Here is a 14,098-nt window from a genome sequence, read left to right on the forward strand (position 1 = left end):
CCATAATTTTATATAATTTGCAATATGTCTCACATAGTTATCGTTGGAAGAAAATTCTCAGAGTTAGCTGACAGGCTTACTCAGAGTGGCGATACTTATACACTACTTCAAGATGTTAAAAAGACGAAATTTCCTGATAAAAAATTCCGTCGTCGAATAGTTGCAGACTTTTCTTCGAATGAGTCCTTACTTGCAACAGTTAAGACACTTCATGATAATGATCCTATTGACGCCGTTATTTCCCTTTACGAAAATTATATACTTCCTACTGCTATTATTGGTGAGTTTCTCGGTGTACCGCATCTACCTGTTGCGAGTGCTGAAGCATGTACGGACAAGTTTTTAATGCGCACGTTATTTAATGGCGCTTCAGAAAAAATAAGTCCAGACTTTGCTATTGTTCAGTCAATAGATGATGTACTTGCATTTGCTCATAGTCATTCATTTCCTCTCATCTTAAAGCCTGCAAATCTTGCAAAAAGCTTACTCGTAACTAAGAGCAGCGATATTACAGAGCTAAGAAATAACTATGAAAAAACTATGACGATGATCGATAAGATTTACGAAACATATGCACCAAATCGTACGCCAAAACTTATCGTTGAAGAATTTTTAGAAGGCTCGATTCATTCAGTAGACGCTTACATTGGCGAGGATGGAATACCCCTCGTTCTTGATAATGTCGTTGATTATCAAACAGGATACGATATTGGCTATGATGATAATTTTCATTATAGCCGCATTCTCCCATCAAAACTAAGCGCTAATGACCAAATTGCACTTCGGCACTGTGCAGAGATCGGTATCAAAGCACTTGGCATGAAGAACTCACCTGCTCACGTGGAAGTTATCATGACAGTTGATGGTCCAAGAATTGTTGAGATTGGCGCACGTAATGGCGGTTACCGTGGCCGCATGCATCGACTTGCAAATGGTATTGATATTTTAGGTGCCGCAATTGAGGTAGCACTCGGCAAGAAACCCTCCATCATCGCATTAAAAAACGAACCTTGTGCAGTTCTTGAACTTTTTCCAAAACATCCTGGAATCTACATGGGCATACATAACGAATCTACCCTACGCTCACTTTCCTCGCTTGAATATCTCTCAATCAAGGCCACACCTGGTAGATTCGTTGGCAAAGCAGGAGATGGATACAAGATGTGCACTGTTGTCATCTTACATAATACTGACCAAGCTAAGTTTGATAAAGATATTCTCACTATGCAAAATGATATCTTTATAGATACAACTTCATAATTATTTCTTAGATAATGTCTCAATAAAATCAATCATTGCATCTTCAATATTAATACCAGTTACGTCACTTATTATGATACCTGGTGATGGGTTACATTCAAGTACCTGAGGGCCTGCAGATGACATGATAATATCGACACCTGCTATATCAAGCTCCAGAGCTGTCGCTGCACTGACCGCGAGAACTTCTGTGGCGCGATCTATCTTAACGGGCCTACCAATTGCTCCTAAGTGAAGGTTTGCCCTGAAGTCACCTTCAGCTGCTTGACGCTCCATAGCAGCAATAACAATACCGTTAACGACAACCACACGCAGGTCCCTACCTAATGATTCGGCTATATACACTTGTGCAAGAAGACCTAGATCAGGTGTGAAATCTTCTTGTTTATGAACAAGAACTATACCTTCACCATGCGTCCCCGCTGCTGGCTTTATGATAAACGGTAAACCTAGCGTATCTGCGCAGTCCTGAAAATGAGATCCTAGTGATAGCTTTACTGTTAAAGGTGTCTCAACTGAATGACGCAAGAAAGCGTCATAGGATAATGACTTATCACGAGATGTACGCCATGAGTTCACCGTGTTGATAACTGTAGCCCCACCAAGTGATGCTCGTTCAAGGGCAATAATTCCTTTTGCGTTTTGCTCTGGAGCAATTCGAGGGAGGATAATTGTATGATCAAAAAATGCATAGGGCACCGACAATGCGTCGTCGAGTGATAGCACAGCATATTCCATGAAACGCTTTTCCATTAATAATCTTAGCTGATTCACGACCCGACCATCAGGCGATGATGACAATAATACAATCTTATTCATGTTTTGCTGTAGCAGTCTCATGTAAATAGCTGGCGAGACCAATTAATTCATCAGATAGTACTCCTGGAACTGCCCTGATACCGAAATTGAAATTTGCTTCTAGAATGATCGCCTTATTAGTTTGCTTATTTACCATAACATCCACTCCGCATATTTCACGCCCGAGAGCAAGCGCGGCCCTAACTGCAAGATCCTTGTGTTCAGTAGAGACAGAATTCATATCTAGATATTCCTTATCACCACCCTGTGAAATGTTATTTCGATGATCACTGGCTTTACCAATACGACTATAGATACATTCTACCTTGCCTCCGAGCACAATCACCCGAAGGTCTCCGTCATTTGGTATAAATTCTTGAGCGATAAATTTTGTTTGATTATGATCATTAATTACTTTGTCTAGTTCATCATGATTTTTTACAAGAAAGTTATCATTACCACTATTTCCTGTGATCGATTTTACGATAGCTGGATAACCAAACTTATTTTCAATAGCATCAATGAGATATTGTCCTTGACCAAAGATAGATGATGGAATTGAAACATCTGAGAATACAAACTGCATATACTGAGTCAGTTTACTTATATGTTGAAACTTTGCTGTATCGGTATTTAGAAAACGAACACCGTGATGTTTTAAATACAGTGCAACTGCGTTACGTTCATATTCGTATCCCTGAAAATCACGAATATACACAAGATCAAAAGATGATAAGTCTTTGTTCCCGACTCGCACACAGCTATACCCATCGCGAAGTTCAAAGATAAGTTCAGCGTAAGTAATAAGAATGTATGTATCCTTACCAATGGATGCTAAGCCATTATATGTTTGAAAAGCCTCGCTCTTATCATCCCGCTTGTCACCTTTTAAAATTGCGATCGTCGCCATATTACGTTTCCTTACGAGTTAATTTATAAACAACCGAACCAATGAGTAACAGTGCAATGAGCGTCAACAAGGCAAAACTATAACCTGATAGCATCCAGAAAACTGCTAAAATTACACCAACCGTTCCCCATATACTTAATAGGCGGCGAGATGTTACGAGCCCTAAGACTAGGAGGCCGGTATGCTCTAGTAGGAATACGAGTCTATATGGAAGTGCACCTGCCACAAAACCTTCGCCAATTGCCATAATTGCACCAAACATGCTCAGAATTGATAGCCCAATAATAAGTCGTATTTTAGCATCTTGTCTGCGCCCACGAATATAGTACATATACGCTAAGCCAGCGAATGCAAGTCCCCACCACTGGGAATAAATAAGAGAATCAATGTCTGGCACCGCCACAGCGACTAAGCGTTGTAGTGCCAAAGTACCAATAATAATTGAGGCGTCTATGAAAGCATACTTTTTTAACATGAAACCTTCGCTAAGAAGGAGAAGGCTAATTAAAATAAGAACACTTGTTGCAACAAAAACATGACCTAAATCTTGTCCCAAAACTTCTCCAATGGCAATGACGCCGGAGAAAGTGACCGCAGACCAGAACATATAACTTGCATGTATTTTCTTGCCAATAGAAAGTAATAACCAATTTCCAGCATAAAATAAAACAAACACTACCCAGGCGAGTACGATTATTAACCAGTCCGATGGTATTCCGATAAAATCTAGGACTTTGCTTATTGTTAATATACCAAGCAAATTTGCAATGATAAGAAACTGTGACGTTTTTTCAATATAAACGATCGCATACATGATAACTGCTACGATGATAAGAAGTGCAGTTATCCATCCCTGTGATGTACTCGAGGCAGTAAATATCAATCCCTCAACAAGAAACAGTCCGTATGCTAGAACTGGTAATCCATTTTTAAATCTATCGGTCAGTAATTTAATTCTTAGACGCTGGTAAAGTACGACAGCGGACATGACAAGATATATAAGTGCGACCCAGTGTGTAGCAAGTCCTGGCTGAAGAACTTCCGTCGTTATGAGTGCTGGCAAAATAAGCAGTGAGTAAAGCCCAAAAAAGAGGATTCCGGAACGGTGCGTACTTACGGCTACCACAATACTCGTGACTAGTAACACGGTCAACTGATAACTCATGATAAGTGCTGTGTTGTAAAGACCCGATGCAAAGAGTGGTGCAACTACTAATAACGATAGTCCTAGCCAGAGCCATGTTTCGTCACTACTATCAGCTTTATTATTATTAACACTCATGACTGAAATAAATATCTGCGCAACACTTACAGCTGTCAGTGCTAGTCCCACCATCCACCACTCGTGGGATAGATCATACGTAATCAAAAGTACGAATAGCGTTAATAAGCCCCGCATAATGAGTAATGCGCTAGACTTCACTATTTTTGATAATGCAGATAATGCAACAGCGGCATAATATAAAGTGCTAAGTCCAACGATAATTTCATAGTCAGTAATTGTTAAATCGATACCGGCAAAAATACTTGCGAGTAATGTTATTGCGACAATCCAGTCACTACTGACTTGAATTGGCTTTGTAAATACAGCCGGTAACCATTTGGTGCGAGCTATGGATACAATTGTCATGAGAGAACCGAAGCCTATAAGCACTACAAAGTACCATAGTAGACCTGAACGCATTGCAGCAACTCCAGAAGTACTGAGTGAAATCATAAACACGACTGCAAAATAAGCAACAATCTGGCTCTGGAGACGGACTGTTGCAATGACAAATGCTACCACTCCGATGAGCGATGTAAAGAGCCAGCAAAATGATGCGTTATCAGGAAGAATGTAGTTATACATGACAAGCCCTGTAAAAGGTAAAAGAGCAAGACCAGTCCCGGTAAATGCCACTGCAGCCGGACGTAGTTTTGGTGATTTTTCATAAAGAATTAGCCCTGTAACATAAAAAATGAGTGTGATTAACCACGTGCCAATAAACTTCACATCACCCGGAAGTGAAGTGCCTATAAAAAGTGCGGCGGCGGCGACAAGCAGAAAGCTCGCAACATATAGCACAATATTAATATTCTGCAGTTCCTGTTTCTTTTTATTAACGACTTGATCAACTGGGCTCACTAGTGCCGGCGATACCATACCTTCGTATTGAAGATCATCAATTAGAGCGGCAATCGCTGGCTCGCTTGGTTGCCCTGTATTACCCTCGCGAGCTCGCCAGCCATCCCAATAACCTTGCGCATAACTTTTGCCTGTGTAGTCGATTGGTGTCTTTTTATTACCTTTGATAATAAGCAGGACTACCAAAAAGATGATGCCTCCCCAGAATAGTAGTCCTAATAATGCCATATTCTCAAAGCTCCTTATGTAGTGCTTTTCAGTATAGCGTAAACTCTAAAAAATACCGCGCTTTTTTGCACCATCAAACTGCTCAAGTAGGTCGCGTTGTTTTTTACTCAACTTGACTGGTGTATCAACAACCATGCTCACTATGTGCGGCCCACGAGATGAACTTCGCATATGCGGAACACCATGACTAGACAACTTAAAGTCAGTACCGCTCTGTGTACCTGCTGGAATTTTCATACGGACCTCACCATCAACAGTATCGATATCTATTTCAGTACCAAGCGCTGCATCAATCATACTGATATGTTCTTCTGACAGGATTATGTCACCTTCACGTGTAAACTTTTTATGTGCCTTTACTCGTATATGAACATACAGATCACCACGTGCACCACCACCAATCGCTTCACCGTGTTCTTTTAGACGAATAGTAGCTCCGTCATCAATACCTGCAGGCACTTTTAATTTCATAGCCTGTTTTCGACGCTCAGTCCCCTTACCCTTACAAATAGTACAGACTTTTTCTGGGATTTTACCTGCACCTTTACATGTTTCACAAGTGACAGCCTGTTGTATTTGTCCAAAGATCGTATTCATCACACGAGTTTGCTGACCTGCGCCTTTACATGTTGGGCAGGTTTTCATACTGTAGCCAGGCTCAACAGTCGTTCCTTTACAATGTGAGCACTCGTCGTCCATATCGAGGCTTATATCCTCTTCAACTCCAAACACAGCTTCCTCGAATGTTAGCTGGACCGTCGTCTCAACATCACGACCACGACGAGGACCTCGATCACGCTGACCGCCGCCGCCGAAGAATTGACCAAAGATATCACCAAGTCCTCCGTCACCAAAATCAAAATTTACATTTTGACCGTTAAAGCCCTCAAAAGGATTACCGCCGCTATAGCTACCTCCGCCTCCGCCAGAGTTACCGCCAACACCAGCATGACCGAACTGATCATATCTCTGACGTTTTTGTTGGTCCTTGAGAACCTCGTAAGCCTCGCCAATTTCTTTAAACTTAGTCTCATCACCACCTTCTTTATCAGGGTGGTGTTTTAGTGCAGCTTTGCGATAAGCCTTCTTAATTTCATCAGCACTGGCAGTTTTTGCTACACCAAGTACTTCATAATAATCGCGTTTACTCATTACCTCCATTATAGGCAATTAGCACTTAGCTGTCTAGAGTGCTAATAAATTTTCTAATAAAACTCCATTAGCTATGCCCTCGTCAGTTGCCATGTATAATAGATATATGACAAAATACGAAGGAACACAGTTAGCAGATTTTCAAACGAGAGATAGTGTTACTAATCTTGAAATTATTGATACAAAAGTTGGTGATGGTGAAGAAGTTAATCCAAATGCAACGATCACCGCACACTACACGGGTGCGCTATGTAAAACTGGTGTCATTTTCCAAAGTAGCCATGATTTTGGAGATGCAATCACTTTCGGGCTAAACCAAGTTATTAAAGGATGGACCGATGGAGTACCCGGTATGAAAGTAGGTGGTGTACGCCGACTTATTATTCCTGCAGTACAGGCATATGGTTCAGCTCGTGCAAGCTCAAGTATCCCGCCAAATAGTGATCTCGTCTTTGACATAGAACTTGTTGCTATACCGCAAAATTAAACTAGCCTACGACATGCTGATGAATAATTGCGAGTAAATCGCTATACTTCACTACGCAAAGACTAGCGAAAATAATGAATAAGATTGGAACTACAGCAAAGTTCTCAACGGCCTTACCTGTTGTAATGCGTAATCTTTTGACAGGCAAAATACCAAATTTTACCGGTATTGGAAGAAGCCATGGAACTCCCTCTTTGGTAAAGGTGTCCATAATTAAATGTGACACAGCGCCAATCATAAATGCCCACCACACAAATTCAATTTGAACATGTGGGATTATTGGCTGAATTACCGTGAGTAATAGATGTGACAAAAAACCAAGTAAAATGAGCCCTAGGATTGAGTGGGTGATAAATCGGTGGCCTCCTAACATCTTTGCAATTACACGACCAATTACTCCACCAATAGGTAGATTACGCCAAAATGGTGCCGTTGGTTGATCGATATCAGGCGCAATACCACCAAGCTGATTAGCAAACACTGCCACAATCGCAGTAGCTAGTGTAACAGTCGGTGCTGTAGGCATGATAAGAACCACTCCCGTTAGAGCGGTTATAGCTGCAAGATCATGAGTACGAGCCTTCACAGTGCCTACTATAACAAATAATAATTATGTTTACTTAGATTCGTTTTTTCCACGATACGTATAATATGCGCGTGCACTAAGGTTATCTGCAGCATGGCAGAGTGCAGCAAGTGGCTCGTCGGCTCTCTTACCTGGAATATAGGCTGAGTCACGAACTCCTTCCACGAATTGTAGTGCGTTGTACATTGTTGGAGTGATGACAAATCCATATGTGTCAATAATGCTTTGACGGAACGTTTTGCGTTCATCCTTACTCATGTCGGTTGTAGTCTCTATAAGACCATCATTATCAATTCGATACATGAATGGCTTCTCAATATCATGCAGGAACATAACAGTGAGTGCATCGCTCAAATCAAATTGTTCCTCATCAGGAAGGGAACTAAGAACTCCTGACTGTTGCATAAAAAGAAAGTTCTGGGCAGCAAAAAACATCGTCTGACGAACATGCTCAACGTATCCACCCTGCCAGGCATGATGTGCATCACGTGAGCCAGGTGCCGTACCAAGACGTGACCTATGATCTTGATCATCAAGTAAGATTTCAATTGCAGCACCATTCTCGCCTTCAATACACTCGACCCAGTCTTCAAATGTCAATTCCGGATATTCGTCACCTTGACGACGAATATGAATAATTTCAGTGGGCACCACTTGCCAATCTTGACGTGGTGCCCAATCTGGAGTCTTCTTGTGGAGATCAGCATTAAAGAGTGCTCTCACTCCTGCATTTTTCTCCACGTCGCTCATGATCTATTTTTCTTTTTTCTCGTCAACAACTTCACCTTCTACCGGCTCATTTTTATCAGATTTTTTTTCATCTTTTTCTGATTCGGCCTCAGTTGCCTTGCTAGCAGCTTCATACATCTTTGCACCAATCGGCATGATAGCATCATTAAGTGCTTTACCGGCAGACTCTAGCTCTTCTTTGTCTTCAGAATCTTTGTGCTTTTTGGCTTCTTCGACAGCATCTTTGATAACTTTCACATCATCTTCAGAAATTTTGTCTTTATATTCATCTGGCATCTTTTCTGCTTGATAAATGGAGTTTTCAAGTGTGTTACGTGCATCTATAGCTTCACGCTTTTTCTTATCCTCATCAGCATGAGCTTCGGCTTCTTTTTGAGCCTTCTCAATATCTTCTTTACTCATGTTGCCACTATCCTGGATAGTTACTGAGTTCTCTTTGCCGGTTCCCTTGTCTTTAGCTGTAACATTCAAAATACCGTTAGCATCAAGGTTAAAGGTAACTTCAACCTGAGGAACTCCTCGTGGTGCAGGTGCGATACCATCGAGAATGAAACGACCGAGTGATTTGTTGTCACTTGCCATCTCACGTTCACCTTGTAGCACATGAATCTCAACTTGAGGTTGGTTGTCAGCTGCAGTAGAGAATGTCTCAGACTTGCTTGTTGGAATCGTACTATTACGGTCTATGAGCTTCGTCGTTACACCACCCATTGTTTCAATACCGAGTGATAGAGGTGTCACATCGAGGAGAAGCACGTCTTTAACATCACCAGCAAGTACACCGCCTTGGATAGCAGCACCAATTGCTACAACTTCGTCAGGGTTCACGCCCTTGAGCGGGTCTTTACCAAAAATAGATTTTACTTTTTCGACAACTGCTGGCATGCGTGTCATACCACCAACTAAAATTACTTCATCAATATCACTTGCCTTCAATCCAGCGTCTTTTAGCGCTTTTTCTACAGGACCAGCAACACCATCAATTAAATCTTTGACGAGGTCTTCTAATTTGCTCCGAGTTAGTTTGTACTCGAAATGCTTTGGACCATCAGCATCAGCCGTAATGAATGGAAGATTAATCTCATACTCAGGTGTGCTTGAAAGTTCTTTTTTAGCTTTTTCGGCTTCATCTTTTAGACGCTGCATAGCTGCTTTGTCTGACTTAAGATCAATACCCGATTCTTGTTTAAAGACATCAAGGAAGTGATTCACTATACGGTTATCAAAATCTTCACCACCTAGGTGCGTGTCGCCGTTAGTTGAGCGGACCTCAAATACACCATCGCCGAGCTCCAAGATAGAAACATCGAACGTACCACCACCGAGATCAAATACAGCAATTTTTTCGTCTTTTTTGCTTTCAAGGCCGTATGCAAGTGCCGCAGCGGTTGGTTCATTAATAATACGTTTAACTTCAAGCCCAGCAATTTTACCAGCATCTTTTGTTGCTTGTCGTTGCGAGTCATCGAAGTACGCAGGAACGGTAATAACCGCTTCGGTGACTTTTTCGCCAAGAAAAGCTTCAGCATCTGCTTTAATCTTAGAAAGTATCATAGCTGATACTTCTTCTGGACTGTAGTCTTTACCGCCTAGGGTAACGGCTACACCATCGCCTTTTTTGACGATAGCAAAAGGCATAATATCATGGTCTTTCTGAACTTCTTCATCGCCAAACTTACGACCGATCAAACGCTTGACTCCATAAATAGTATCTTTAGCGTTTGTGACTCGTTGGCGCTGTGCAACCTGACCGACTAATCGATCACCTTTTTTATTGATAGCCACAACACTTGGTGTCGTACGATTGCCTTCAGCATTAGCAATAACCTCTGGCTTACCTGCAACCATGTATGCAACTGCACTGTTTGTTGTACCGAGATCGATACCAATAATTTTTCCCATATTCTAGCTCTCCTTTTGTTTCAAATATTGTTCTATGTCTATCATTCATTTTAGCACTCTAGCATGTAGATTGCCAATATATTTATTGTAATAGAATTGGCACTCTAATGTCAAGAGTGCCAATTCTACAATATCTTATGATGTAAATGCTTGTTATTTTTTCGTTACTTTGACCATTGCATGGCGGATTGGTCGACCGCTAAGCGTATAACCAGCCTGTAGTTCTTCAGCAATAACCTCTTTATCACCCGCTGCTTCATCATCAAATTGAATAGCTTCGTGAAGATCAGGATCAAAGTCACTTCCTGGATTTGCATCAATTCGTTTCAAGTTCAGACTCTCAAGTGATTTCTCAAGATTCTTTACAAGACCGGCGATAGACTGCACCCATTTATTATCTTTTATTTCATCTGGGGTATACGTAATCGCACGTTCAATATTATCGACAACAGGAAGTAGTTTTAAGATTGCCGATGACTGGCCAGCTTCTCTGGCGATTGTTTTTTCAATCTCAACACGTTTTCGATAATTCTCAAAATCAGCTCGAGTCCTCTGTAAATCACCCGTTAATTCAGCAAGTTGTTGCTCAAGTTCTTCCTGCTTCTTACTTTTTGCCATTATAATACCTCCTCTAGCATTGCACCTGCGTGACGGACAAGACGCATTACTTTACCATAACTTTGACGAGTTGGGCCAAGAACCCCAATGTAGCTATGGTCGCTATACGGTGAACGGAACCGACTGATTATAAGTGTGGCTCCGCTCGTTTTGCCAATTGGATTTTCAGCACCAATGTATACGTTTAAAGGCTCATTCGGCGCAGCCTCTCGCAACCATGGCTCGAGGTTATCGAGTAATCGCGCAACGGCCTGTGTATTTACACCATTCATAAATTCTGGCTGCGAAAAAAGATTACCCATGCCGCTCATATAGAGTTCGTCGCCAATTGTTGCAAGGCCAAGATTTTGTGTTAAATCAACTAAACTATCGACAGCACTACGAATCGCTCTATCTGCTCTGTCGCCGTGAGTCTGTACTCTCGCCTCAATCGTTCTCGCACTACGATCGAGTTGTTTTGGTACTTCATTTGCATGAAGTTCTGTAAGTGAATTTACATACATTCGGTAGCCAGTATCTGTTGGGATTCGCCCAGCACTTGTGTGAGGTTGGGCAATAAGGCCCATATCTTCAAGTCGTGCCATCTCAGAGCGAATAGTAGCGCTAGATACACCAAACAACTTCGCTAGTATCACACTACCGACAGGGACAGCGATTTCTGCATACTGTTCTATAATTGCACCCAGGATTTGTGCTTGTCTTTCAGTCATGTCTCCATTGTAGCGATATTGGCACTTGACGTCAATGAGTGCTAACGACTATGTTCTAGGATCTGATCAAGCAGGTTACGAGCGACAATACGTGCTTCATCATCTTGACGTACAAACATATCTGGCCGATGCGCAATGTCGTCCACTACACCAACAGCACGTTCTAAATCATCATTGATTATAAAGTGGTAGTACGGCACAGATAATGCATAGGCAAGTTCAGTTGACGCAGTACTCAGACGTGCAGGTAGCACTTGGTTGAGCTCTTCAGGTGATGTATAGCGTAAGCCAAAACGATGATGCCATGTCTCAAAGTCAGGTGGGACAATAAAAATCGCTCTTACTGCATCACCAACGAATTCACGAAATACGTCGATACCATTGATGTCAATGTCACCAAGTGCAATTTTATTCATTTGACTTGCTCGGTAAAATTCATCAATGCTTGTCCCGTAATAATTTGGACCAAACTTATTTATTTCAATCATTCGATGAGATAGGAGTAGCTCACACATTTCATCCTCGCTCACGAAATGGTATTCACGACCGCTCTTTTCAAGTACCCCATTATTTTCTCGAGGATGTCTGGTCGTGTGTGTAATAATACGATGATAATCAGGATTATTCAGAAGTAGTGACTGAATAGTATCTTTGCCTGCACCAGAAATACCAACAAGCAAGGAGATCTTACTCTGCTTCATAAACTCAATGGCGGATAAATCTGGTTGGTAATTGATGTGAAGTTGGTCTAAATTCATACTCAATTATAGCATTATCGTTGGGTGTTAATCTCGTTTTAGCATGACAGTAAATGCTTCCGAAGGAATATCTACTTTACCGAAGCGTTTCATGCGTTTTTTGCCTTTTGCTTGCTTTGCGAGTACTTTTTTCTTACGAGTAACATCACCACCATATAGTCCAGTCGTAACATCTTTACGATATGCCGAGAGATCAGCCCTGGCAATAAACTTACCTCCAATTGCGGCCTGAAGTGCTACCTGGAAGTTTTGACGTGGTATGACGTCTTTCAACTTATCGACAACCTCACGACCGAGTCGCTGTGATTCACTGCGATGCGCCATGACAGAGAGTGCATCGACAATGTTACCAGCAACGTAAAAATCAACCCGTACAAGGTCTTCCGTAAGATACGTATCGAGCTCATAATTAAAACTACCATACCCACTCGTAACGGATTTGAGCTGGTCATAGAAGTCTGTTAGTAAGTTTGCGAGCGGCGCTTCGAAGCTAATGAGCGCACGCTCATCTATATAACTAAGATTTTTCTGTAGACCTCGTTTATTAATAACAAGTTGAATAACCGCACCGATATATTCCTTTGGAACAATAATTTCACCTTTAATCCATGGCTCACGAATCTCTTTGATTTTCGAAACATCGGGCAGATCACTGGCACTTTTAATATCCAGTTGTGTTCCATCGCTCATAAATACTTGGTAGTCTGTCGACGGATTTGTGACAACAAGATCTAAATTATATTCACGCTCCAGTCTTTCACGAACGATATCCATATGAAGAAGGCCCAGGAAGCCAATTCTTACGCCAAAACCTAGTACTGGAGAATTCTCTGGTTCAAATTGCAGAGCAGAGTCACTAAGGCTTAGTTTTTCTACTGCATCTTTTAGCTCTTGATACTCATCGTTACTAACCGGAAAAAAACCCGCATATACAAATGGCTTAACATCTTGGTAGCCTGGCAACATATCCACGGCCTGATTACGTTTGATAGTAACGGTATCGCCTACTCGCGCGTCCCGAGTCGTTTTTAGGTTAGTGACAATATAGCCAATTTCACCAGTTCCAATATCAGGGCTTGGCTTCATTGAAGGACTAAGACTACCTACTTCGAGAGCGATACCGCCCGCAGAGGTTGCGAGCATGTGTATTGCGTCACTTTTTTTGATGCTTCCATCAACTACACGAACATACAAAATGACTCCTCGGTAATCATCGTAGTAACTGTCGAAAATAAGCGCTCGCGTTGCCGCATCTGCAACACCGTGTGGTGGCTGAACTTTTTCAACAACCGCGTCAAGCACCTCTATGACACCTTGTCCTGTTTTTGCACTTATCTTTAAAATGTCGTCGTCAGTACATCCTAGTAAATTAATAATTTCAGCAGAAACACGAGGCACATCGGCTGCAGGCAGATCAATTTTATTTAAGACTGGAATGATAGTTAGATCTGCAGCTAGTGCGAGATAGACATTTGCGAGCGTTTGAGCTTGAATACCTTGACTTGCGTCAACGACCAAAACTGCTCCTTCACATGCCTCAAGGGACCGACTAACTTCGTAACTGAAATCAACATGGCCAGGTGTATCAATGAGATTAAGGTCATAGCCCTTATGACTCATGCGCACTGGCGCTAATTTGATAGTGATACCTTTTTCTCGTTCAAGGTCCATACTATCGAGTAGCTGTGACTTCATATCACGCTTAAGAACCGTGCCTGTGAGTTCCATCATTCGATCAGCTAAAGTAGATTTTCCATGATCGATATGAGCAATAATACAAAAATTTCTAATCTGTTGTTGGTCCATAGTCTAGA

At 41.7% G+C, this 14,098-nt stretch carries 13 protein-coding genes; 2 read left to right on the plus strand and 11 right to left on the minus strand.

The features are described 5' to 3' along the window. Nucleotides 1-24: 24 nt before the first annotated feature. The gene (locus ABIS22_02470) at nucleotides 25-1,260 is read left to right on the plus strand and encodes an ATP-grasp domain-containing protein (protein MEO7740755.1); all 1,236 of its coding nucleotides are present in this window, start codon (nucleotides 25-27) and stop codon (nucleotides 1,258-1,260) included. Here the strand turns inward: ABIS22_02470 and ABIS22_02475 are convergent, their stop codons facing one another. The 4 genes from ABIS22_02475 to dnaJ are packed head-to-tail and all read right to left on the minus strand — an operon-like array spanning nucleotide 1,261 to nucleotide 6,473. Next, the gene (locus ABIS22_02475) at nucleotides 1,261-2,079 is read right to left on the minus strand and encodes a RimK family alpha-L-glutamate ligase (protein MEO7740756.1); all 819 of its coding nucleotides are present in this window, start codon (nucleotides 2,077-2,079) and stop codon (nucleotides 1,261-1,263) included. Then, nucleotides 2,072-2,968 (minus strand): ATP-grasp domain-containing protein, encoded by an 897-nt coding sequence (locus ABIS22_02480; GenBank protein ID MEO7740757.1) that lies wholly within the window; start codon nucleotides 2,966-2,968, stop codon nucleotides 2,072-2,074. Before ABIS22_02480 ends, ABIS22_02475 begins: the two co-directional genes overlap by 8 nt. 1 nt (nucleotide 2,969) lies before the next feature. Next, entirely contained in the window at nucleotides 2,970-5,321 is a 2,352-nt protein-coding gene (locus tag ABIS22_02485; protein ID MEO7740758.1) for a hypothetical protein, read from the minus strand. Nucleotides 5,322-5,366: 45 nt separating this feature from the next. Beyond that, entirely contained in the window at nucleotides 5,367-6,473 is a 1,107-nt protein-coding gene (dnaJ, locus tag ABIS22_02490) for a molecular chaperone DnaJ (GenBank protein ID MEO7740759.1), read from the minus strand. A gap of 106 nt (nucleotides 6,474-6,579) precedes the next feature. Between dnaJ and ABIS22_02495 the strand changes: the two genes are divergently transcribed. Further along, a complete protein-coding gene (locus ABIS22_02495) occupies nucleotides 6,580-6,960 on the plus strand; it encodes an FKBP-type peptidyl-prolyl cis-trans isomerase (protein ID MEO7740760.1) in 381 nt (126 codons plus the stop codon). A gap of 1 nt (nucleotide 6,961) precedes the next feature. Here ABIS22_02495 and ABIS22_02500 read toward each other — a convergent pair whose 3' ends face one another. From ABIS22_02500 to lepA, 7 genes are all read right to left on the minus strand, one after another. Continuing rightward, complete coding sequence (locus ABIS22_02500) at nucleotides 6,962-7,546, minus strand: metal-dependent hydrolase (GenBank protein ID MEO7740761.1); 585 nt, start codon at nucleotides 7,544-7,546, stop codon at nucleotides 6,962-6,964. A 30-nt stretch (nucleotides 7,547-7,576) separates the two neighbouring features. Next, the gene (locus ABIS22_02505; GenBank protein ID MEO7740762.1) at nucleotides 7,577-8,296 is read right to left on the minus strand and encodes a hypothetical protein; all 720 of its coding nucleotides are present in this window, start codon (nucleotides 8,294-8,296) and stop codon (nucleotides 7,577-7,579) included. A gap of 3 nt (nucleotides 8,297-8,299) precedes the next feature. Continuing rightward, nucleotides 8,300-10,198: a molecular chaperone DnaK gene (gene dnaK, locus ABIS22_02510; GenBank protein ID MEO7740763.1), complete on the minus strand. Its 1,899-nt coding sequence runs from the start codon at nucleotides 10,196-10,198 to the stop codon at nucleotides 8,300-8,302. 153 nt (nucleotides 10,199-10,351) lie between these two features. Continuing rightward, nucleotides 10,352-10,816: a nucleotide exchange factor GrpE gene (locus ABIS22_02515; protein ID MEO7740764.1), complete on the minus strand. Its 465-nt coding sequence runs from the start codon at nucleotides 10,814-10,816 to the stop codon at nucleotides 10,352-10,354. Continuing rightward, nucleotides 10,816-11,526 carry a transcriptional regulator gene (locus ABIS22_02520; protein MEO7740765.1) on the minus strand — a complete coding sequence of 237 codons (711 nt, stop codon included), beginning with the start codon at nucleotides 11,524-11,526 and terminating at the stop codon, nucleotides 10,816-10,818. Before ABIS22_02520 ends, ABIS22_02515 begins: the two co-directional genes overlap by 1 nt. A gap of 41 nt (nucleotides 11,527-11,567) precedes the next feature. Then, nucleotides 11,568-12,284, minus strand: a complete 717-nt coding sequence (locus tag ABIS22_02525) for a hypothetical protein (protein MEO7740766.1) — start codon at nucleotides 12,282-12,284, stop codon at nucleotides 11,568-11,570. A gap of 27 nt (nucleotides 12,285-12,311) precedes the next feature. After that, nucleotides 12,312-14,090 (minus strand): translation elongation factor 4, encoded by a 1,779-nt coding sequence (gene lepA, locus ABIS22_02530; protein ID MEO7740767.1) that lies wholly within the window; start codon nucleotides 14,088-14,090, stop codon nucleotides 12,312-12,314. Nucleotides 14,091-14,098 lie beyond the last annotated feature (8 nt).

This window comes from Candidatus Saccharimonadales bacterium (assembly GCA_039928925.1).
GTDB lineage: Bacteria > Patescibacteriota > Saccharimonadia > Saccharimonadales > Saccharimonadaceae > UBA6022.

Bases quoted from the DNA above. Each gene is read 5' to 3' on its own strand.
- ABIS22_02470 (MEO7740755.1), top strand. From the start codon at position 25: ATGTCTCACATAGTTATCGTTGGAAGAAAATTCTCAGAGTTAGCTGAC.
- ABIS22_02475 (MEO7740756.1), bottom strand. From the start codon at position 2,079: ATGAATAAGATTGTATTATTGTCATCATCGCCTGATGGTCGGGTCGTG.
- ABIS22_02480 (MEO7740757.1), bottom strand. From the start codon at position 2,968: ATGGCGACGATCGCAATTTTAAAAGGTGACAAGCGGGATGATAAGAGC.
- ABIS22_02485 (MEO7740758.1), bottom strand. From the start codon at position 5,321: ATGGCATTATTAGGACTACTATTCTGGGGAGGCATCATCTTTTTGGTA.
- dnaJ (MEO7740759.1), bottom strand. From the start codon at position 6,473: ATGAGTAAACGCGATTATTATGAAGTACTTGGTGTAGCAAAAACTGCC.
- ABIS22_02495 (MEO7740760.1), top strand. From the start codon at position 6,580: ATGACAAAATACGAAGGAACACAGTTAGCAGATTTTCAAACGAGAGAT.
- ABIS22_02505 (MEO7740762.1), bottom strand. From the start codon at position 8,296: ATGAGCGACGTGGAGAAAAATGCAGGAGTGAGAGCACTCTTTAATGCT.
- dnaK (MEO7740763.1), bottom strand. From the start codon at position 10,198: ATGGGAAAAATTATTGGTATCGATCTCGGTACAACAAACAGTGCAGTT.
- ABIS22_02515 (MEO7740764.1), bottom strand. From the start codon at position 10,816: ATGGCAAAAAGTAAGAAGCAGGAAGAACTTGAGCAACAACTTGCTGAA.
- ABIS22_02520 (MEO7740765.1), bottom strand. From the start codon at position 11,526: ATGACTGAAAGACAAGCACAAATCCTGGGTGCAATTATAGAACAGTAT.
- ABIS22_02525 (MEO7740766.1), bottom strand. From the start codon at position 12,284: ATGAATTTAGACCAACTTCACATCAATTACCAACCAGATTTATCCGCC.
- lepA (MEO7740767.1), bottom strand. From the start codon at position 14,090: ATGGACCAACAACAGATTAGAAATTTTTGTATTATTGCTCATATCGAT.